At 36.9% G+C, this 22092-nt stretch carries 25 protein-coding genes; all 25 read right to left on the reverse strand.

The window, feature by feature from the left end:
• Positions 1 to 6: 6 nt before the first annotated feature.
• Positions 7 to 1329, reverse strand: coding sequence for a sugar porter family MFS transporter (locus ACQR30_RS17260; protein WP_429737030.1), 1323 nt, complete (start codon positions 1327 to 1329; stop codon positions 7 to 9).
• Between the two features lie 17 nt (positions 1330 to 1346).
• Complete coding sequence (locus ACQR30_RS17265) at positions 1347 to 3320, reverse strand: glycoside hydrolase family 97 protein (RefSeq protein WP_429737031.1); 1974 nt, start codon at positions 3318 to 3320, stop codon at positions 1347 to 1349.
• Positions 3321 to 4364 carry an aldose epimerase family protein gene (locus tag ACQR30_RS17270; protein WP_429737032.1) on the reverse strand — a complete coding sequence of 348 codons (1044 nt, stop codon included), beginning with the start codon at positions 4362 to 4364 and terminating at the stop codon, positions 3321 to 3323.
• 894 nt (positions 4365 to 5258) lie between these two features.
• Positions 5259 to 6287: a GntR family transcriptional regulator gene (locus ACQR30_RS17275; protein ID WP_429737033.1), complete on the reverse strand. Its 1029-nt coding sequence runs from the start codon at positions 6285 to 6287 to the stop codon at positions 5259 to 5261.
• A gap of 817 nt (positions 6288 to 7104) precedes the next feature.
• Positions 7105 to 7281, reverse strand: a complete 177-nt coding sequence (locus ACQR30_RS17280) for a Fic family protein (protein ID WP_429737034.1) — start codon at positions 7279 to 7281, stop codon at positions 7105 to 7107.
• The gene (locus ACQR30_RS17285) at positions 7202 to 7435 is read right to left on the reverse strand and encodes a hypothetical protein (protein ID WP_429737055.1); all 234 of its coding nucleotides are present in this window, start codon (positions 7433 to 7435) and stop codon (positions 7202 to 7204) included. The genes ACQR30_RS17280 and ACQR30_RS17285 overlap by 80 nt, the downstream gene beginning before the upstream one ends.
• A 34-nt stretch (positions 7436 to 7469) precedes the next feature.
• Positions 7470 to 7667 carry a RhuM family protein gene (gene rhuM / locus ACQR30_RS17290; protein ID WP_429737035.1) on the reverse strand — a complete coding sequence of 66 codons (198 nt, stop codon included), beginning with the start codon at positions 7665 to 7667 and terminating at the stop codon, positions 7470 to 7472.
• Complete coding sequence (locus ACQR30_RS17295; RefSeq protein WP_429737036.1) at positions 7658 to 7861, reverse strand: hypothetical protein; 204 nt, start codon at positions 7859 to 7861, stop codon at positions 7658 to 7660. The genes rhuM and ACQR30_RS17295 overlap by 10 nt, the downstream gene beginning before the upstream one ends.
• 388 nt (positions 7862 to 8249) lie before the next feature.
• Positions 8250 to 8918, reverse strand: a complete 669-nt coding sequence (locus ACQR30_RS17300; protein ID WP_429737037.1) for an FAD-binding oxidoreductase — start codon at positions 8916 to 8918, stop codon at positions 8250 to 8252.
• Positions 8919 to 8925: 7 nt separating this feature from the next.
• Positions 8926 to 9573 (reverse strand): GTP cyclohydrolase I FolE, encoded by a 648-nt coding sequence (gene folE, locus ACQR30_RS17305; protein WP_429737038.1) that lies wholly within the window; start codon positions 9571 to 9573, stop codon positions 8926 to 8928.
• 8 nt (positions 9574 to 9581) lie between these two features.
• Positions 9582 to 10229 carry a sigma-70 family RNA polymerase sigma factor gene (locus tag ACQR30_RS17310; RefSeq protein ID WP_429737039.1) on the reverse strand — a complete coding sequence of 216 codons (648 nt, stop codon included), beginning with the start codon at positions 10227 to 10229 and terminating at the stop codon, positions 9582 to 9584.
• 6 nt (positions 10230 to 10235) lie between these two features.
• Positions 10236 to 10631, reverse strand: a complete 396-nt coding sequence (locus ACQR30_RS17315) for a hypothetical protein (RefSeq protein ID WP_429737040.1) — start codon at positions 10629 to 10631, stop codon at positions 10236 to 10238.
• A 454-nt stretch (positions 10632 to 11085) separates the two neighbouring features.
• Positions 11086 to 12066, reverse strand: coding sequence for an amidohydrolase family protein (locus tag ACQR30_RS17320; protein WP_429737041.1), 981 nt, complete (start codon positions 12064 to 12066; stop codon positions 11086 to 11088).
• 416 nt (positions 12067 to 12482) lie between these two features.
• On the reverse strand, positions 12483 to 13166 hold the full coding sequence (locus ACQR30_RS17325) for an NADPH-dependent F420 reductase (protein ID WP_429737042.1): 684 nt from the start codon (positions 13164 to 13166) through the stop codon (positions 12483 to 12485).
• A 24-nt stretch (positions 13167 to 13190) separates the two neighbouring features.
• The gene (locus tag ACQR30_RS17330) at positions 13191 to 14255 is read right to left on the reverse strand and encodes an alkene reductase (RefSeq protein ID WP_429737043.1); all 1065 of its coding nucleotides are present in this window, start codon (positions 14253 to 14255) and stop codon (positions 13191 to 13193) included.
• 87 nt (positions 14256 to 14342) lie between these two features.
• Complete coding sequence (locus ACQR30_RS17335; RefSeq protein ID WP_429737044.1) at positions 14343 to 15317, reverse strand: helix-turn-helix domain-containing protein; 975 nt, start codon at positions 15315 to 15317, stop codon at positions 14343 to 14345.
• Positions 15314 to 15976, reverse strand: a complete 663-nt coding sequence (locus ACQR30_RS17340; protein WP_429737045.1) for a class I SAM-dependent methyltransferase — start codon at positions 15974 to 15976, stop codon at positions 15314 to 15316. Before ACQR30_RS17340 ends, ACQR30_RS17335 begins: the two co-directional genes overlap by 4 nt.
• Positions 15977 to 16116: 140 nt before the next feature.
• Positions 16117 to 17442: a phosphatidylserine decarboxylase family protein gene (locus ACQR30_RS17345; protein WP_429737046.1), complete on the reverse strand. Its 1326-nt coding sequence runs from the start codon at positions 17440 to 17442 to the stop codon at positions 16117 to 16119.
• Between the two features lie 297 nt (positions 17443 to 17739).
• Positions 17740 to 18129: a DoxX family protein gene (locus tag ACQR30_RS17350; RefSeq protein WP_429737048.1), complete on the reverse strand. Its 390-nt coding sequence runs from the start codon at positions 18127 to 18129 to the stop codon at positions 17740 to 17742.
• 6 nt (positions 18130 to 18135) lie between these two features.
• On the reverse strand, positions 18136 to 18600 hold the full coding sequence (locus ACQR30_RS17355) for an SRPBCC family protein (protein ID WP_429737049.1): 465 nt from the start codon (positions 18598 to 18600) through the stop codon (positions 18136 to 18138).
• 6 nt (positions 18601 to 18606) lie between these two features.
• A complete protein-coding gene (locus tag ACQR30_RS17360; RefSeq protein ID WP_429737050.1) occupies positions 18607 to 18930 on the reverse strand; it encodes a metalloregulator ArsR/SmtB family transcription factor in 324 nt (107 codons plus the stop codon).
• A 193-nt stretch (positions 18931 to 19123) separates the two neighbouring features.
• Positions 19124 to 19531 (reverse strand): VOC family protein, encoded by a 408-nt coding sequence (locus ACQR30_RS17365; RefSeq protein WP_429737051.1) that lies wholly within the window; start codon positions 19529 to 19531, stop codon positions 19124 to 19126.
• Positions 19532 to 19570: 39 nt separating this feature from the next.
• Positions 19571 to 20302, reverse strand: a complete 732-nt coding sequence (locus tag ACQR30_RS17370) for a helix-turn-helix transcriptional regulator (protein WP_429737052.1) — start codon at positions 20300 to 20302, stop codon at positions 19571 to 19573.
• A gap of 566 nt (positions 20303 to 20868) precedes the next feature.
• A complete protein-coding gene (locus ACQR30_RS17375) occupies positions 20869 to 21396 on the reverse strand; it encodes a hypothetical protein (RefSeq protein WP_429737053.1) in 528 nt (175 codons plus the stop codon).
• A 51-nt stretch (positions 21397 to 21447) separates the two neighbouring features.
• The gene (locus ACQR30_RS17380; protein ID WP_429737054.1) at positions 21448 to 21948 is read right to left on the reverse strand and encodes a hypothetical protein; all 501 of its coding nucleotides are present in this window, start codon (positions 21946 to 21948) and stop codon (positions 21448 to 21450) included.
• Positions 21949 to 22092 lie beyond the last annotated feature (144 nt).

The following is a 22092-nucleotide window of genomic DNA, read 5'->3' on the forward strand; positions in this document are numbered from 1 at the left end:
TTTCTATTAATGTCTGATTAAATTTTGATCTAATTCTTCCAAGCTTTTGCCTTTTGTTTCTTTTACTTTCAGCAACACAAAAAAGAAACCAATAGCACATATTATTGCATAGATATAAAAGGTATTGTCTTGTAATTTTTTAAATAGGATTGGGAATGTAAACACTAAAATAAAATACGCAGCCCATAAACATAGCGTCGCCACAGAGATAGCAGCACTGCGAATGTTATTAGGGAAAATCTCAGAAATCAACACCCAGGTAACCGGCGCCAAAGACATTGCATATACACCGATAGAGGCTAACAAAAACCATGAGACAGAAGCAGAGCCTGCACCTAATAGCTGAACAATAACAATATATAGAATAGTAAGACCTCCTGCTCCCAATAACATCAACGGCTTACGTCCGATTTTATCTACCAAAAGCATGGCGGCGACGGTAAATACCACATTGACACCACCTATAAATACCGTTTGCAATAACTGATCTGACTGTGAAGCGCCAATACTGGCGAATATCTTAGGTGCATAATTAAATACTGTATTGATGCCACAAAATTGTTGAAAAACGGCTAACCCGATACCAATTAAAACAGCAGGGAGTGCCGCCTTTTTAAAGACAGCTCTATAACTTATTCGCTGCACACCAATCAAAGACTTTTTTATCTTTTCAACAGACTCTTTTGCATAATCTGCACTGCCAATCTTTGTAAAAATTGCCATCGCTTTATCCTCTTGTTTTTTTTCAATCAACCAACGAGGGCTTTCAGGTAAAAAGTAGGCCCCTAACAAAAATAATCCAGAAGGAACAACTCCTAAACCAAACATCCAGCGCCATGCGTTTACACCAGCGTCGCGCAGCATATAGTTAATCAAATTGGTAATCAAAATACCCAGCACAATGGTCAATTGATTAATCGCAACCATCCTACCCCTAATGGGTGCCGGCGCAATCTCTGCAATATACATAGGAGACATCATTGATGCCATCCCAACACCTGCGCCTGCAAAAAATCTTGCAATAATAAATACATCGCGGGTAGGTGCAAATGCCATGGCTATAGAAGATAAAGCAAAAATTCCCGCCGACAACATTAGACCGGGCCGACGTCCATAATTTTCTGCAACCTTGCCGGCAAGGATACAACCCAAGATTGCCCCGAGCGCCAGACAGCCGGTGGCAAAACCTTCCCAGTATGCATTTAATACAAATTGATGTTGCAAGAATGGCAAAGCACCCGCTATAACAGCAAAATCAAATCCAAATAAGTAACCACCTAAGGCGGAAACAAAAGAAATTTGAAGAATGTATTTATTGTTGAATTTCACGAATGGGATTGTTTTAATTATGGATGAATATAAATTGCCGCCCCACCTCCCTCTGCCAAGTTTAAAACCATGCTTGTTTTACTAGTTACATTGACGACTTTATAATTATATTGTGATGCCTCTATATTCGCATTTTCGCCGTCGGTATATATTTCCGCCTTATAACAAACACCTGGCTTTAGGAAGGAAAAACTCAAATTCAAAGAACGCGATTGCCAATTAGTCATGGCACCTACATACCAATTTTTACCTTCTCGTTTCGCCATCATGGCATATTTACCTATCTTGGCCGCTAAAACTCTCGTATCATCAAAGGTGGTTGGTACTACTGAAAGGTATCTCATTATGTCCGGATATTTCATATACTCGGTTGGTGCATCACAAAGCATAGCAAGGGGTTGATCAAAAATAACGTACATCGCTAATTCATGACAGCGTGTCCCTTGTGCAGAAGGCAATCCTTTCGGTATCGGTTTAAAGGCCTTTCTGGATTCGTTACGCATAGATCCCGGTGTATAATCTAATGGTCCCGCGAGCATTCTTGTGAAGATAAAATCAAGATGATGATTTGGACTAGCCGTCGTATCCCATTTATCACATTCAGCTCCCCGCACCGCTTCAAAATTTAAGATGTTGGGATAAGTTCTTTCTAAGCCCGTTGGCTCACTGCAGCCATGAAAATCAATCATCAGATGTCTTTTCGCCGCAGCCGCTGCAATTTTTTGAAACCAACTGATGGCAATCTGATCATTTCTGTCAATAAAATCAATTTTTAGCCCTACGGCTCCTAAGCTTTTTATATAATCTAAATTAGTATCCAAATGATTTATTAAGGAAGAAACAACACACCATAAAAAAACGTCTACATGCTTGCTTTTAGCACGTGCAATCACTGCTTTAATATCGATCTTGGGGTTAGGCTTTTGTATATCATAAACATTCGACCAACCCGCATCAATCATCAAATAGGCCAAGTGATTTTTCGCAGCAAAATCAACATAGTAATTATATAAAGTGGTATTTCTGTTATCCATTCCCGATGGAATATCTGCTCCCGGTAATAGCGCATCATGCCACCACTCCCAAGTCGCCTTGCCAGGCCTTATCCAGGAAACATTTGTCAACTTTGATGGGGTAGAAAGTTTATAAACCAATTCATTGGTCAATAAACTTTTATCATCATCCGTGACCATTATAACACGCCAGGGGTAAGTTCTTGCCCCCTTTGTATAAGCAAGAAACGGAGCTCTCTGCTTAACGACACGGACGAAATTCCCCCAACTGCCCATCGCTGTTTGTGAAGGATAATTTGCCCATATGCCTTTTATGGTATTACCCGCTTTTTGCAAATACATTCCAGGGTAATTCAGTAAATCTGCTTCTGCAATGACTACATTCACTTTAGAAGATGTATGCGTAAATAAAGCTGGAATGATCGCATGCGTATTTGCGGGAATATCATTTATAGAATGATAATCTTTGTAGGGTAATTCCCAGGCTGTATAATTGTCTGTTTGCGCGACAACTGCGCTCAGGGGTCCAATCAGATTAAAATCGGCCTGCTCATCAATTACCTTTACACTATCGGTAAAGGCGGTAACAAATCGATAAGCGACTCCTTCGTTATAGGCACGAAGAATTAACGAATAATGGTTTTTAAAATCAATTCTTAATTCATTATAATAATCCTTTAGCCTTGAGAACTGCCCATATAAAGGCTTAATATTTTTATCTACCTGCTGCCTTTTTACTTTAATAATAGAACAGTTTCGTCCTATCACTGTTTCATTTAAGGTCATAGAGATAGAAGACGGCGCAATAATTTTCTCCGTTTTATAGTCTAGCTGATAGGATATTTTTTCTCCAACAGTAATTTTCAAATGCAAAATTTTATTGGGAGACCATAAAGAAAAATCCCTCTGTGCATTTTCTTGAGCAAAAACGCCCTTCACTAGAATGATAAGAATTAAGGATAAAAGAATAGACTTCATTTAGGATTGGTTTTTGCTTGTTCCAAATTTATATAAAATATGCTGTCTGTATTCTTGTTCTTCTTTTAAAATAGTGGAAGGGAAATGAATATGATTAGGACTGTCCGGATAATATTGGCACTCCAAGGCAATGCCACTCTTCGGAAAGGAATTATTAGCATTATAGGCTACTTTTTCATCAGCAAAATAATCATTTGTATAGACCATCAATCCCGGATATGAAGTGTATACCTCAAGGGTTCTTCCCGTGGTTAATTCCAATAAAAAACAAGCAGGCTCCATTTTATTTTTATGCAAAACAAAACATTCATTTAAGCCCATCAATCCACCCGCTTCAAAAATTATTTCATTGTTATTTTCGTCCATTTGGAAAGACTTCTCCACCCCCTGAATTATTTTTCCTGTAGGTATAAAATCCTTATTTAACTCGATGATTTCTGTAGCATTTACTACAAGCCTATGAGATAAGATATTCTCACATCCAGACAAATTGAAATAGGCATGGTTAGTAAAACTTGCAATGGTTGTTTTATCGGTTGTGGCTTTGTAGCTGATTAATAATTGATTGTCGTCATTCCATTGATACATAACTTGAAATTGAAGATTGCCCGGAAATCCGCCTTCTCCATCTTTACTCAATAATGAAAAAATAATTGCATTTTCTTCTATTTCAAACTCAAAGACTTTTGCATGAAACCCACTAACGCCGCTATGGTTGGAATTTCCATTTTCATTGGAATCAATAAAATATCTATTATTGTTTAACTTAAATGAGGCACCGGCAATTCTATTCGCATATCTTCCGATTGTCGCTCCTAAATAATACTCGTCGCTGAGATAACCGGCTAAGTTTGGGTAATTCAACACTACATTATTTAAAGTTCCTCGCTCATCCGGGACTACGGCTGAAACCAGGCTAGCGCCATAATTAGTAAACTGAACAAATGACCCCATTTTATTTGTAATTGTAAAAAGATAAATATTTTCCCCATTAATAACACCCCATTTTCGGGATTGTATTTTTCCAACATTATTAATGATCATTTTCCATGTTTTATTTAATAAGCCTCAAAAGAATAAATATGTATTTGGCAAAACTAAAATAAAGGACAGCATTCCAGAATGGACATAATCCTATAATTAATGGATTATTTTATCATTATAATTCAAAAGCTTACGATGATAGCTATCCATCTATACAATAACTCTTAATGGTAAAAATGCGAGAAAATGGGGTTTAAAAAATTTAGCGAATTATTTAAAAATATTCTAAGCCTTTGAAATATTTAGTTTTCTAAAACACTCCCTTAATTAGAAGATCGTTATAAATTTTGCGAACATCTCTACTTTCATTATACCAGCGGCACCTAGTTTGATAATCCCATTCAGCATACTAAATATAGCAGCATTTATAAGGTACTTTATTTTCGCATAAATGAGATAACTATACCTTAAATACTAAAAAAATTTAATCGTTATTTCCCATATTGCCATGAGCCTTGTGTATTCTGCATATTCTTTATTTTTTGTAAAGTCGCTTCTTAAACAAAAAGAAAATCATGTACACATCTTGCAAAGATGCATCCATGGACATACCTCAATTAATGAGCCCGCCAATTATCATTGACAAGCAGGATTACCCCAACTTCTACACCTAAGCTGCCTTTATAAGAGACAACACCTCACTTATTGGGGGAAATATTTTTCGACGGTTATAAAGATGAAATGAGTAGACATACGATTGCACTATTAGCAATTAAAAGAGCTGCACAGTTGCACCAAATTTTTCATGATTTCCTTCGGCGGTTATCTGTCTTACAATTATATTGTTAACCTATTATCTAATCTATTAACCGTATTAATAATTTATTTTTTTAGAAGAATTCAGTTCTTCTGTTGTCTTATTCAATGTTATCCTATAGTGTAAATAATAGTACTTTATAAGGATTTTCTTCTAATCAATTTAGTTGGGATTACTTCCTGAACCTTTTCTTGTGTAAGAACAAATGAGGCAGCCCGCTCAGCCATTAATTTAAAATCTGTCGAATAAGTGGTAATACCGTCGCAGATAATCTCCTTTACGAGGTCATCATTATGCGACAGAATCCCCACATCCTTTCCTATTTCATAATTTTTTTCCTTGCAATCTTTCAACATTAACCATAGTTCAGTATTATTTATCGTGTAATACACTTTTCCCTTTTCTATACTTCCTGATAGATATTCCGGTTTAAGCTCATTTTTAATATCGTAGTTTTTGACAAATTTTTTAAACGCATTTAATATTTCAACTGGCGTATCTGAATGTGGACGATGATAATAAACCATTCCACCTTCATAACCCTTAATAACCGTTGCAAGTGCTTCAAACACTCTATAGGAAGCATCCTCAAATTCCTGTACAACGTAGGAATAATCACCATCAATCGCCTCATATCTATCTATCATACAGAACTTCTGCTTCGGTAGAATATTTAAAATTTTCGCAGTTCGCTCATGTGGGATTGGTGCAATCACATATGCTCCGTACTTCCCCCGAAGTTTCGTTATAATGCTATCGAAAATATCTATATTATTGTGATGAAAAAAAACATCTATTTGAACACCTGCTCCGAGCTTTTCGCGAAAAGTTTTATAAAAGCTTTCTTGAAAAGTATCAAAGGCAAATAAAACTAATGCTACACGCAGTTGCTGATTGACATCATCATTTACTACAAAAAAACCAACCCTGTTTTTAGATTCGATAATCCCTCTATCTATCAACTCTTTATAACCTTTCGAAACAGTCTCACGAGCAAAGCCAACAGACTGAATAAAACCATTTACTGAAGGCAATAAATCGCCTTTCATTAAACACTTATTCTTAATAGCATTTAAGACTCCCTGCACTATCTGCTCATGCTTGGATATACCTTGAACATTCTCAAGTTCCTTGATTTGTTCATAAACTTTATTTAATTCAGACACAAATGTTATTTTTATCTTCTGTTCTATTCTATACTATACTAATCACAATCAAAGTTAACGACTAAGTTATTACAATGCAAAAAAATAAATCATAAAACTTTAAATTTAATTTATATATATTTGTATATCAAGTATATAAATAAATTTATTGTTATAGTAGTACAGGCAATAAAGGATTTTCTAGCCGGGCTGCAGCGAAGAAAAAAGGATATTTCTTGAAATATTCAAGAACCAAAATGAGGAAATATTTGCACTAAAGTAGGTGAGAGACATACTATCTGACTACTTGAGATATCAGACGAATTATAAGCGAATCACCATATAAATATTTTGGAAATATGGCATTAAGAATTTATAATTAAAGACACTCAATTGTATATGAATTTGTAAAGAACTATTCTTTTGGAAAAACATATTGCCGTCTTTTGCCACGCTCATTTTTATATATACCGATTGAATCAGCTTTAGCCTTTGACAACCGTTGGCAATTAACACCAGTAGCACAATATGTTGTGATTTGTGAATGATCTAGAATGAATACGCCAATATCTTCGATAGGCACTTGCTTGGTTTCGCCAGATTCTTTCAATCCACCATCAACTGCTCATTCTTAGTAGACAAATACGCCGAGTTCCCGAAGTAGAGGGTCGTTTGATCATTAGTGAATATTATTGATTGTTAACTAACTGCATAATAAGTTTTATCATCAACTCCTTTTCTTCAGGATTACTTTATGTTATCAATAAGGTAAGTGCCACCAATGCGTTGTCATTTATTTTTACTTCTCCTGATTTTTTAAAACTATGTTCGTTCTTTTCTAAAAACCACACAAATAAAAATGCACCGATAGCTTATTGCCATCGCTGAACGGATGGTTTTTAATTGCAAAATACGCCAAGTGCGTAGCCCGTTCTTCAATACTTGGGTACAAAAATACCGTCGAAAGTTTGTACAACACTTGGTAAAATGCCAGAAAAACTGTCATCTTTTTCATTGCCAAATAAACTCGAAGCTTCTTTTTTCTTTGTCAATTGCCTTTTCAATTCTGCAATCGCGATTTTGGGCCTCGGTATAATCGATTCATATGTGATGATGATGACCTCACTTAATGTGCCGCTTGCAATGAAATTACTGTCGTATTGATTCAATAATACAACTTTGAGTGTATTGATGAATGATTTCCTACAAGCCTTTGGCTTCGGCTATATGTAACTCATCCGCCGCCGCACCATCACTTATCAGTTGAACTGTTTGCTGTAATTCATCTAAACGTTTTTGATTAATAGTATAACCTTTTACTAAATAATCTTTTAAGTGTCGTGTAGCACATTGACGGAATTGGATTGCTCGCTGGGAATTTACGCGATACCCTACAGACATAATTGCATCGAGACTGTAATATTTACTTTAATCGCCTGCGTTTTCCCTTTAATAGCACCGCACTGAGTGGTATGTTCCAAAATGGAACCAACCACCTTTTCTGACAACTCCTCCGATTTAAAGACATTATTAAGGTGTTTGGTAATAGCAGGCCTCTGCCTAATAATACGGCCATTTGTTGCTGTGTAAGGCACACTGTATCATTATCAAATTGAACCTCAATTTCAGTAGTATTATCAGGTGTTATCCCGTTCATTTTAATATTCTCTAACTTGTATAATTTCCCCAATATGATTGATGCGAACCTTAACAATACCATTTATCCCTTTTAAGCCTAAGTGAGCCCAAAATTGTTCTGCCAATTATATAAAATTGCTCAAAGACGAAAATATTGATATAATATACTTATGTAAAGAAATGGCTCTAAGCTGTTATAAGTCAAATAAACAATTCTAAGAAAGATTACATAACAATTTTGTGTTTACCTTGATTTTATTTTATTAATTCCAATAGGATATAAATCGGGAAATAGTAATTAAAGCGGCTAGACATTACCCTTCATTGCTGGGAATCCCAGCTTCGCTAAAAAGCCTCTTTCACGATAAATTGATCTGCAATCCCCAGTGAAGTCAAATGTCCTTCTACTGCTTGCATCATCGGTTCAGGACCACAGAGATAATAATATTGACCATCACCGTTAATATGCTTTTTAATTAATTCGGCAGAAATATATCCTTGCAGATAACCATCATATTGCTGGCTAGAAAGTATGTTGATGAAATTTTTACCTAAGAGCTTATGGAAATGCTCCTCAAGTATAATGTCCGCCTTCGTCTTGTTAGCAAATATCAGTTTGTTGGCGCCGACTTCATTTTGTTTCTCAAGTTGTTTTAAGATGGCAATAAAGGGTGTTACACCTGCCCCCCCAGCGATAAAAATGCCTTCGCCCTTGTAAATAATATCGCCGTAAACATCATGAACAAATAATTCGTCCCCTTCAGCAAGTGATAGTAATTGTTGTGTTATACCACCATGCGAAGGATAAGTTTTAATGGTGAATTCTAAATAGTCATCTTCTGGCAAGGAGGTAAATGTAAAGGATCTTAATTCCTCTTCTAACCCTTTTTTATTAATAGAAATATCAACTGCTTGACCAGCCTCAAAAGCCAACCCCACCGGCTTTTCCGTCATTATTCTGAGCACGTCATGAGTAAGATATTTTTTGGATATTATTTTAACTGCTTGTTTCATTGTATGGTTATTTTTTATTATAAATCTGTGATAAGAATTCTTGCTTGGTCGCTTCATTTTCAAACTGTCCTGAATAATTTGCCGTAACAGTGAAGCTATTGGTGTCTTTGATACCCCTCGAAGCCACACATAAATGGTCCGCTTCTATTATGACAGCTACGTCATTATGCTGCAAAATTTCCTTTAATGCTTCTGAAATTTGAACCGTGAGACGCTCTTGTACCTGAGGGCGTTTAGCATAATACTGTACCAAACGATTAATCTTAGACAATCCTATAACTTGCTTATTGGGAATATAGCCAACATGTACTTTGCCAATAATCGGCACAAAATGATGCTCACAATTGGAATACAGTGTGATGTCTTTTTCAATCAGCATATTTTTGTAGCCGTATTTATTATCGAAAAGGCTTATTGTCGGTTTGTTATAAGGATTTAATCCACTGAACAATTCTTTTACAAACATTTTAGCCACCCTTTTGGGTGTTCCCCTTAAACTGTCATCACTGAGGTCGAGTCCAAGTGTATGCATTATTTCAGCAAAGTGGTATTCAATTTTGGATATCTTTTCATCATCACTCAATTCAAAAGCATTCTTGAGAATTTGTGTATCTACAGTGGTTTTCTTAAGATGGATATTTAGCGTTTCTTGCATTATAAATTTTAGATTTCATTTATTCTTTTCATTACACCCTCTACCATTGCATCGCAATAGATTAAATTAAATTCAAACAGATCGTTGGCAGCATAGGTCTTTTCTATTGCCGCTCTTAACATCGTTTTTGCCCTGTTTAATCTCACTTTTACATTAGCTTCACTGATGTTCAACAGATGGGCCGTTTCTGCTATATTTAACCCACTTATCTCACGTAATGAAAATACCATCCAATAGTCTAAAGGAATATGGCAGAGGGCATCTTCAATAATGCCTGCGAGTTCTCGATTATGAATAATTTTATCGGTATCGTTATTCGAGTTGGCGAACATTGGCGTTGAATTATCTTTTATGTCTTGTATGATTTCATTCTTAAAACTTGACTTTTGGCTCTTTCTGTAACAGTTATTCATCATTATGCGAATGATCCAAGTTTTAAAATTTGAGCGGCCTTCAAACTGCGACAGGTTTTTATACGCATCCACAAATGTTTCCTGCATTAAATCTTGCGTGTCTTCGTGCTTATAATTGTAGGATCTTCCTATCTTGTATAAATAGGGGTTAAAGCGTCTGACAATAATTTCATAGAGCGCTTTTTCCCCCGCCAAAACACGCGTAATAATTTCAGATTCCGTAAACTTTTCAAATGAGTCCATACTAAATCAATACAATTTTGGTAAAACAATTTTAGAAATCCTGGCCATTGCAAAAGCTGAGATAGCCATTACAAGATCACGGACAGCTACATCAACATAGCTGAAACTTGCTAATAAAGTTAATGCAATTATAGTGAGCCATGCAGCAACAATATAGCCGCCAATCGCCGGTTTTTTCCATACGATGAGCCCTGCAATGATTTCAATAATGCCAACTATCATCATAAAGGCAGAGGCCGAAACTGGCAGAATATTAATTATTGAAGGACTAAGGTAATGCGCCCAGTTGGTGAGTATGTTTGTAAATTTGTCCAGCCCAGCCACAATAGGAACAATGACGAAGGTGTATTTCAACAGGTTGAATACGGGACTTAATAGCTGAATCTCTTTTCTACTTTCCATTTTTTTAGTTTTATGTTGTTATAATCATTAGAGTAAACGAGAAGTAGAAAGGATACAAAATAATTTTATCGGAGTATATAATTTTTGAGGATGAAAATTTTCAGCAACGTTGGCAACGGCTATCTGTACAAAACCACGTCCTACGAACAATTAATTGTAAAACTGAGCAGTATAGGAAGTAAGCACCTTAATAATTCTAAAGTTTTCTCTGTCAGAAAGCGAAATTTTCAAGGAATGCGATTGACATTCCCCATCCTTTGCGAAACTTCTCAACGGCATCGTATGGTATAAATTAGTGCTGGGATGACAATGTAGGTTACATCATTATCATCCCAGTCTTTTGAAGTTTCAATTCAGTGATAGCAAAAGTAAAACATTAGTTAGTTTAAGTTGATAAGAAATGGTTAATTTCCTCAACTTTTTTGAGAAGTTTTAGCGCACCCGATTATCTGAGTTATTGCACCTCACCTACCAGTCTCGCCCAATTTCTATAAGCAAATTTCTCTTTCTCTTGCTCGGTTAATGGTATTTGTTCCAAAAATTTTCTTGCATCTCTACCCGGGCGATATTGATATGGATAATCTGCCGAGAAAAGGATTCGATCGGTCCCAATAATTTCAACAGAGCGCTGTAGATATGTATTACTGAACATCCCACTGGCGGTCACATAGAGGTTTTGACGTATATAATCAATAAAGGGTCTATCTAGTTTTGCAACCCTATCCAGGGATGCCAATCGTTCTAAATAAAAGAGGATCACTTCGCCCCAGTGCCCAAGGATAATCTGGAGGTTCGGAAAACGGTCAAAAACCTTAGCGAGTACCAAGCGAACAAATTGTATTCCTGCTTCATAATGCCAGCCCAGGCCAAAAGTAGAAAGTGCAAGATCAACCCAATCACCAAAGCCTGAATAATAAACGTCTCTTACAGCTTTTTGGGGGATCTGAGGATGAATAAATAGCGGCACTTTCAGTGCTTCCGCACATTCAAATAATGACCAAAAATCCTTATGATCCAGATTCTTCTCCCCTGTTCTTCCGCATAACATCGCGCCTTTTAATCCAAGTTGTCTTACGGAACGTTCCAATTCTCCCGCAACTTCTTTGGGTGCCGGTGTAGGAAGTGCCGCCATGCCCTGGAATCTTTCGGGATTGCTTTTGACAACGGAACCAATAAGATCATTGGTTTGCCGTGCAAGATGAATACTATTGCTTCCAAGCGTATGAAGACCCGGGCTTGTTAAAGAAAGCACTTGTACATCAATATCCGCTTCATCCATAAGACTAAGGCGATTTGTTCCCATATCTTCTAATCGATTTTCAACTTCCCCTAAATGAAGATTTAGTGTGGGATCATCTTCCACGGAATCCTTCCAGGCATTTCTAATTTCATTAGTAAGAAAATGCTCTTCTATAGCTATTAATTTCATTTGCATATCAAATAATTGTTATATCATCCAAGTTATCATTCCATATAAGGGTTCCCTGAGTGCCGAAAAAGTAGTCGTCAATGCCACTTATAATAAGTGCCTTCGCTGTCACATTTGACGGTCATGTCTACAATGCGAGTTTACCCGTGCAATATTAATTCTACTTTCTGCTACCACTAGACATGGAAATTATATACATTCATCCAATCACTAGCTTAATTAAAGCGATATCACCCCTGTCATCGAAAGTTCCTTTCTTTGATACTCATAGCAAAAATAAAATATTTGTCCACATTACTCCCATTTTGAGATTTGGATAAAACAACCTTTTTGATCATCTGTTGGCTCAGACGCAAAACTTCCAATCTTTAGTGGTGTAAATATAGTGTTCAATGCTCCCCAGCATTTTGGTGATCTTTATTTTACTGCACAATTTTAAAATTAAATGCATTTGTCTTTAACGTCCCCATAATACTAAACCACGCAAGCAATAAACTTTCTACTCCTCTTGCAGAGGAGATATCACCCAAGTCAAATATCTCATTTTCTTTCCAGCCAAACTGATGCAAAATTGTCTTGACAGTTTGCTTTGCGATAGCATTATTTCCACTTATAAATACCGTACTATCTTCACTTAACATTCTGGGGTTAATCATTACACCGTTGAACATCGTATTTAACGACTTCACAATGAATGTTTTTGGGAATGCATTTTGTAAAGTTTCTGCGAGTGAACTCGTATTACTTATAAATAAAGGTGGCGGAAACCCCTTGGTAGAATCTGTTGCGTTGCTTATATCCAGGACTATTTTCCCATCTAGTTCATCTGCTGCCAGTTGCAATGCTTCCAAAGAGCCCAAACCATTTGTACACAATAAAATCAGTTCTGCATCCTTGGCTGCATCCAAATAAGTGCCTAAGGTGATAGAGGGATTCGCTTTTAAATAATCAGCGACACAAGGCGTCTCACTCCTATTTTGAGTGCCTGTCTTTGCCAAAGTCTTTTCAACATTTCTTGTTCCCATTTTTACGGTGTGCCCAAGGCTTACCAACTTAGCAGCCAATGTTTGCCCTACCGCTGCGGTTCCAAATACGGAAATTTTCATTTTATTTTTTTTTATTTTAGTTTATTATAAAGTCGGATAATCAGTATAACCTTTTGCGTCTGCTGTATAGAGTGTTGTGAAATCCACTGGATTTAAAGCGGCTCCTTTTTCAATTCGTGCCACAAAATCAGGCGTCGCCAAAAAACTCCTACCAAATGCGACGACGTCTGCAAAGCCTTTATTTAAGGCAGCTTCAGCTGTCTCTGGCGTAAGCCCGTTGGATAAAATAATGGTATTTGAAAAATGGGAACGAATGCTGTCAAAGGTTTTCTGGGGAATATTTGGATTGGCGGAAATATGAATATACTGAATGCCTATTTTATTCATTTGCGTAGCCAAATATTGATATGTTTCGTGGACATCCGCTTCATCATACGGCTGCAAATCACCTAAGGTGGAGAAAGGAGAAAAACGAATACCAACTTTATCTTTACCAATAGCTGCGGCAACTTTTTCCACAACTTCAATGATTAATCTGGCTCTGTTTTGCATGTTACCTCCATAAGCATCCGTGCGGTTGTTAATATTAGGGTTCAAAAACTGTTCTAATAAATATCCGTTTGCACCATGTAATTCAACGCCATCAAAACCTGCGTGCATAGCATTTATTGCAGCAACTACATATTTTTCAATCACTGCTTTTACACCTTCCGTTGTTAGTGCCGTTGGTTCTGAATGGTCTTGTGCACCAACGGAATCAGTATGGATTTGTCCCATTGCTTTTATAGCAGAAACACCGACCAACTCTACTTGCGGCGGTAAATTATCATAATGTCCAATGCGGCCGGTGTGCATGAGCTGCAAAAATATTTTGCTGTTTCCTTTATGAACAGCCGCTGTAATTTTTTTCCAACCGTCTATCTGCGCCTCACTATATACACCTGGAATGCGGGGATAACCTAATGCTTCAGGGCTTGGTGCCGTGCCTTCAGTAATTATCAAGCCAGCTCCACTACGCTGCCCGTAGTAGGTCGCCATTAAATCATTAGGAATATTACCGATAGCTCTGCTACGTGTCATAGGAGCCATTACAATATGGTTTTTTAAGTTAAAACCATTTTTTTGAAATGCTGTAAGAAGCTTGTCCATCTTTTTTGTATTAAATGTTTAAATCAATACTGCAAAGATGAAGCGACATTTGTGAACTAAATAACCGCGGATGTCTAAAAAATAGCTCTATGCGACAGAACTATATTTTTTAGGCGTAGTGCCGTAATGCTTTTGAAAAAGTTTACTGAAGTGGCTTAGGTTGGAAAAACCCAATTGGTAGCCAACTTCCGATACCGTTTTCCCACCATGCTTTAAGAGGAAAGCAGCTTCTTCCATTCTGAATTTTTGATAATAGTTATAGATAGTGTCACCAAAAACTTGTTTGAATAACAGCTTCATCTTCGTCTCGCTCATATTTGCCATCTTAGCAAGGGCTTGGAGTTGTGGGGGTAGCCCTAAATCCGCCAAAATAGCTGCTTGGATAGCGAATAGACTTTCTATGTCTGTTTTGTTGATAAGGCTATGTTTTTTAGCCTCCCGATTCAATAACTTAGTGAATAATAAGTATAAGAGCTCTTCCACTTTTATCCTGTAATAAAAGTTGTCTAATTGGGTTTGATCGTTAATTTCAGATAGTTGATTAAGAAGCTTTTTCACTTCCGGGCTCATTGATTCCTGGAAAATAAAAGTGGCCTTGTTTTCAAGGATAGTTTTCACAATGGAATTAGGCTTTGTTATCCGCAGCAAGTCCGAAAGGATAGTTGATTTTATGCCCACTACAGTAAAATATACTTCTGTATTGGCAGGCACCCGAATTTCTGAATTTAAATCACTTGAGCCAATTTCAATAGACGAATCGTTGTTATAGGCCAATTGCTTATCAGCTAATAAATTTATGGGAGTTTCTGAATTGTAAAAGAAAATAGCAATATTGTCATGTCTATTGGCGGGCGCATATCGTTTATAGACAAAGGCCTGCTTGAACTTATAACGATGAATAAGTAATCGGAAGTTCTCATCAAAATCAACTTTGCGAATACTCCCCACGCCAAGTGATGCAGGGATGGTTAACCGGTTATCTATAACGGGTACCTTAAACTTCCGCCCAAAGTCTTCCAGAAAATTAAAGTCCGAATTTGCAGTGAATTCAAAAGTTATCATCTTGGCGCTTTATCACTGTTTACATGCCCATTAGAAGGATCCTCTTTTTTGCATTTAATTATAAAGAAGGGGTATTGTTCTTCAACCTCTGTGATTTCAAATAAACCAACACATCCAAACTCCTTTTGAATGGAGTCTTTGTCATAAAAAAACATTCGTACACCCTCAAATGGCTCATATCGATCCTGACTAATCAATCTTCCACGACCAAAAGTGTAGGCTTTTTTAGAAATAGCGACAAAAATCATATAACCATTATCCGATAATTGGTTATAGCAATCACGCAGAAGCTTAAGCCTTTGTTCATTGTCCAATAAATGAATCAAGGCATAGCAAAATATACCATCATATTGGCAATTGTCGAACGGCATATCGGTTACAGAACCCTGATAAATAATCATTGCTGAACCGTAATGTTTTCTCGCCAGTTCGATGGCCGTTTTTGATATTTCAATTCCGGTTACGTCTATCCCACTGTCTCTAAAAATTTGCGCATTGCGACCATAACCAATGCCGGGAATAAGTATATTTTTTATCGATTTCTCAACAAAAAAATCTTTTGCTACCATAGCGGATTTCGCTGGTTCAAGCCCCCACATTTCCTGCTTCTGCTGAAAGTTAGTTTCCCAAAATTCCGGTTTTTCTATATCCACACTCATCATTTTAATTTACGGCGAACTATTAGTTATATCTCAACCATGCCAGAAAACAGTTACCCGTGCAAAAATCTTCCCAGACATGGATGGGTCCTATCATATTCATTAGGCACAGCGAAAAAGAATCCATCGTAAGTATTGCTTTAGCGGACCACACCAATTCGAGCCTTTAAAGGAATATTGGAAGTGAATAAACTAGGTGTTTGTCCATGAAAATCAAATTCTATATTTACGCCTGGTCTGAAGATCAAACAATGTGTGGATCCTCCGAAATGGAAGGTGCCTATTGGATCACCTTTCCTAACTGTCTGACCTACTGCAACCGTAATTTCGCAACTGGAAACTTCTGCCATACCAATTGCCACAAAACACATCAGGCCTATTTTTTCATTGGTCGATTGGATAAAGATTAATGCCCGTGCTGCGATCTCCGCAATATATCCCTGCGAATCATTAGGCCCCGATGGGTCATACCCTTCGATTGGTGCTTCCGCATAATAGGTTCCCGGTACGTTTTGTATCGCGATAACCTGTCCGTCCACCGGGCTATTCCATCTATGATAAGTTTTAGCGCATAAGAACGCTTGATATACCGTGCTGCCATCTCCAAACGCAGCAGCCTGAGGATGATTGTCCATAATATCCAGCAAAGAATAGGGTTGTCCTTTCATCCAAAATTTATCTTTCATCTTGGCGTCGGTAACACAATTGTATGGGGCCGATTCACAGGCATTGACAATGACTTCTGGTGCCGCGTCTTCGACGCTTACTTCTCTAACACCCGGATTAAATTCCCGGGTAAAAAATGCATCCCAGGTCCCATATCCAAAATACGGCAGTTGAGGGCTACATTGATAATTGTATATAAAATTGGCTGTAGCATCAGAAGGATCATTTCCTTGTCCCCGCAATGGATCCATCGCAGCGATTGCTTCCAGTGCTTCCGGAGAAAGCCAACCAACAGGATTCGTGTAATCCGGCTGAGGTTGAATGATGGGACCATTTGACAAAACATATTGAGAAGCGCCACTCATTAAAAAATACTTCCACTCTGTTAGAATAGCATATAATTTTTGATTGACAACAGGATGGGTAAAAGTCAAAAAGCCACCGCTTGTTCCCATTGCCCAGTCCACAATGGCATTAATGGGAAATCCCACCAAGCCTATTTGATCCTCTATGACGCTGTAACAAGGTGCCTCATTTAAAATCTGGTTGATTAATAGTAGCATTGTTTCGAAATTTTTTACCGGCTCATTATAGCCCTGTGGAATTTCGTCATACATGCTTGTAAAACTCATGTATAAAATAGGGTCAGCATAAATGGCAGCCGCGAGTTCCTTAACGGCCGGGCTAAAGGGGAGTTTCGCAGCTTTTGCCTTTTCAATTTTTCTCGTAATCCAGGTGTTTAAAAAATCTCTGTCAGACGGCAGCCATTTGCCAATGCGGTATTTTGTATGTTTCATCATTAAGAAATTATTTCTCATCCACATGCTTGCATTTTCAGCTATGCATTGTTTTGCTAATAGCTACTAATACCTTAGCAATGACAGATAAAAAGGGGGACAAATTTTTAATTCCGTATCAAATATACCAATTAAAGTAATGAAAAGTCACATACAATTTTTCAACCATCACAACCACTAGCCAAAAAAATAGCCTCCATTAAAGAGGCCCATATTGTGTCATTATTAGAAGCTCTACTTTTTTAGAAATCAGTTTAATAACGATCTTCTTTAGTCTTTCTAAGGGTGTATAGATATCCTTTATTGAACGCCTAAATTTATTTTTCTATCCGCAGGTCTGTAATACCATGACAGCAACGTCAGAATAAGTAGTAAGGCAGAGCCAAAAATTTCTTTTAGATCCCCCACTATCAGATGAGAAATAATGGCACCAGACATGAGAAAGAAAAAACCTGCATAAGCCCATTCCTTTATCAAAGGATATTTGGGAACAAGTACGGCTACCACACCCAATATCTTCCAGACGCCCAATATAGTCATCAAATAAATAGGGTATCCTAAATGCCGGATGTATTCTTCTCCACCTGCCCCTTGCTTCATCTTGACTATTTGGCCCATTCCAGTGACGACCATTCCAAGGGCAAGCCAGATGGTAGCAATCCAATAGATGATTTTATTTCGCTTTGTCATTGAGGATTATTTTAGTGTGTGAATGATTTCTTGTAAGCGGTTGTGTGCATAATTTAAACCTTGTGCAAAGGGCATTTTTAGTTGCTGTTCTCTATGTGCCACAGATTGATAAATAACCTGGATACTTAGTTTACTCGTATTGTCGGTAAGGCTCTTAAATTCTAAGAATTCGAGCTGGACGCCCAGAGGCATATTCTCCATTTCAAATGTCCTGATGATTTTTTGATTAGCAATAAACCTGTGAATGGTTCCACTTGCGCTAAAGACTACATGGCCATTCTGTACGGTTTCAAACTGGTAACTACCGAATTTTTTATTTTCCATTTTTAGCACCTTGGTACCCATCCACTGTTCAATTAATTCCGGTTCTGTGTAGGCTTTGAATAGTAGCTCTACAGGCAAATCAAATTCCCTGGTTATTAACAGCTCTTGTGTGCCATCTTTGGCATCGATTTTCGTTTTTAGCTCCATTGCAATTTATTTTTTTGATTTATAGTTTTTCATTACAGCTTCCAATTTATTAAACCGATCATCCCACATTTGACGGAACGGTTCAATAAAAGCGGCTACTTCTTGCATTTTGTTCGCATTGATTTGATAGTAAATTTCTCGTCCGTTCTGCTCTTGTTTAAGTAGTGCACATTCAGTGAGTATTTGTAAATGTTTCGAAATCGTTGGCCTCGCCGAGTCAAAGTTGGAAGCGATTGCTCCTGCTGTCATTGCTTGCGTGGCAACCAACAGAAGGATCGCTCTTCTTGTCGGATCTGCTATTGCTTGAAATACATCACGCCTTAAATTCATTGTGTAGTCATTTGACTACAAATATAAGCGTAGTTATTTGACTACGCAAATTTTTCTGCAATTATTTTGTCGGATACAAAGACAGCATATATAGAAATAATCTGTTTCCATATTATGCACAATAGCATTTAGCCGGCTAAGGACTAAATAATTGGGTTATTATTTCATTTGTGCTCAATACAGGTAAACATCATTAATTACCATCAAACTTCCTTATCGCTTCTGGCGTAACGGGTGTAAATAAGTTGATCAGGTTACCGTCCGGATCACGAAGTAATAGAGATCTGTTACCCCATGGCATCGTTGTCGGCTTTTGTATTACGTGGTTTTGTAGATGGCTCGCCAATCTTTCATAATCATTATCTATATCATCAACTCTGAATTCTATGATGACGGAACGATTTTGAGCAGCTTGGGCAACGTCCCGTCCCCCAAAAAAAGACAAGGTTTTGGTGCTACCAATGGCTAGCGTTGCGGTTCGGGTCTTTAGTTCAGCAAAGTCCGGTGTATATTGTACTATTTTCATTCCGGCTACTTGCTCATAAAACTTTACTAAACCATCAATGTTGTCTGTAATAATGCGAATGGATACTAAATTCATTTTTAAATTTTTCAGTTAATTCGCAAAACTAAATAGGCACTATGACAAGGGCATGTCAGGGGTATTAAAGTTTTTCTCTTTGTCAGCTAAAAATTTTTGAAGCGTGATTTTGTGGGGCTTAAATTTTAACGCCAGAGGCTGAATATCTGTTATGCGGTCCAAACGAAACATCCTGTAATCCTTTCTAAGCCTGCAATAGGCAATAAGTGTCCAACTTTCCTGTAAGTTGTAATACAATGCAAACGGCTCTATTTTTCGTTCCGTTTTCTCCTTTTTGAGGCCGGAGTGATAGGTTATATTCAATACTTTAAAGTCCGTTAATGCAGTTTGAATAAGAGCTAATGAACTGCTCGCATTTGTCTGAAGGGCTACCGGACTAACTGCAATTCTTTTGGACAAAAGTTCCACCTTTTCCTTTGTAGAATACAACAAAACTGCTTTTACTTTATTGACAGCTTCGGTATATTCTTTTATAAGGGAGCTATCCTTGTTTTTCTGCACCAATTGCTCCACTGTAATTAAGGCATTTGCCTCTTTTTCTGTAAACATTATTGGTGGAATTCTGTAACCTTCCATTAGGCTATAACCCTTGCCCTCTTCTGTCCAAATGGGAATACCCGCCTGCTCCAATGCCTTCACATCCCGGTAAATTGTGCGAACACTTACATCGAATTTTTCAGCAAGGAAGGGGGCCGTAATCAACCTTTTGGTTTGCAATTGCATTAAAATTGCCGTCAGTCTTGAAATACGTTTTATGTCGTTTTCATTCATTTTATCTAGGGCATTTGATAAATATACTAGTAAACACAGGTCTTCTAAACGCTAATGTTTGCCCATCAAATATAATTCCTTGTGGAAACAAATTACAATCAAATTTTTAATCTGGTTAAATAGTATGAAGGGAGACAGGTCCTCAAAACAAAAAATATCTAAATGATAATGAGCGAAGAGTCAAAATAATTTATTTTGTCTATAGAATTATCACATTTTTACCTGGTCAACATGCTTTGGAATACATGGTCAACTTGAAAGGTTCGGAATATACACAGCTGCACTAAAAGTAAATGAAACATCAGCAATCAACTTACCCTTTCAGCTCCCAGAACCTGCCGAATAAGCCAAATTTATCCACTAAAGGAGGGCAAAGCAACCCTAGGGCGGGAGCCTCTGAAAATGAGTTTATAAAAACTTGCATAAGAGTAAATCAAGTAGTATGGCTGGCGGGATCAAAGTCTGATTTTTTGAATGTATGGGCAAAAAAAATACCCGGACTTATTATCTAGGTATTTAATCTAACCGATTTCGGAATATTGTCATTTTCAAAAAAAACCACCATGTCAAAAGGAAAAATTTAGTTTTTGCTTTACGTGCGCTTTCTCCCTTTCGATTATTTTAGCATTATGTAATAATAAAAATTCCCTATCCTTTTCCAAAAGCCGAAACCACATGGTAGCTGGAAAGTTATTGTTTGAATGTATTTCTAACCTGTATATAATTTTATCAGTGGGGTTTCTGTGTTTATTAATAATCTGGCTTAATTCAGTAGGATCAATATCTATTACAGATGCAAACTCTTTATTTTTCATTTCCAAACTACTGATATACTCCTTCAGAAAAAAACCAAAAAAATAATCCTTAGTTAAAGACCGTGAATTTATATAATCTTCAATTAAATACTTTAATTGAAGCAGACGCGATATTCTTCTATTTTTTTCGGTCTGATTTTCCGATAGAACCTTTCTAAAGATCCGAAATTCAGACATAAAAGCACCTCTTTCATTCTCGCTTTCTGTGCTTGTAAAAACAAGCGCCTCTGCCATTTCTTCAGGAGTATGCTTTTTTTCAATTGCTTTATACGATTTCATACTAGACTCTTTTGTTTGATTTTAAAATAACTACTCTACTCTCCTATTAAATTACTCCAAATATTTATTTATTAATTTTCTCGAGTCATCACCATAGACAGTCATAAAGCCCTCTGGCCGATGTATAGTTTTTAAGCCGACATGCAGGAAGCCATACTTTGAAGAATAATGGTCAATAAGTTGAGTTTTGGGTATAAGGAAGACTACGCCATCATGTCCACGTTTAAAAGATTCTCTGCATGCAAAAGCGATTAAGCAACCTCCTATATTTTCAAACTTTCTTTTTGAGCCAATATTCTCCTCACTTACCTCTAATAATTTAATTTCTATAGCGTTGACTGTATCATCTTTATGATCCAACAAACACATTAACCCTAAAATTTGATCATCATTTTTTAGCGTCAATTTGTAGACTTCATTACCCCTATAGTCATCCCAACTAAATTTATTAAACAAATTTCTATTCTTCTGAAGGGCTTTGAAATCAAGATTTGTCATTGGAACAATAACAACCTCCGACTTTTCTGAGGTGATTGCATTTTGTATATACATCCATCATCTTTTAAATTTTCATAAAGATACAAATAATTTACAAAAATGTAAATTATTTACAAAAATTATTAATATCCTAGAAGAAGATAAATCCTTGACTTAGCAATGGTTCAATTCTGGTTTTATTTTAGTAAGTAAGTACAG

The organism is Arachidicoccus sp. (assembly GCF_050436765.1).
Lineage (GTDB): Bacteria > Bacteroidota > Bacteroidia > Chitinophagales > Chitinophagaceae > Arachidicoccus.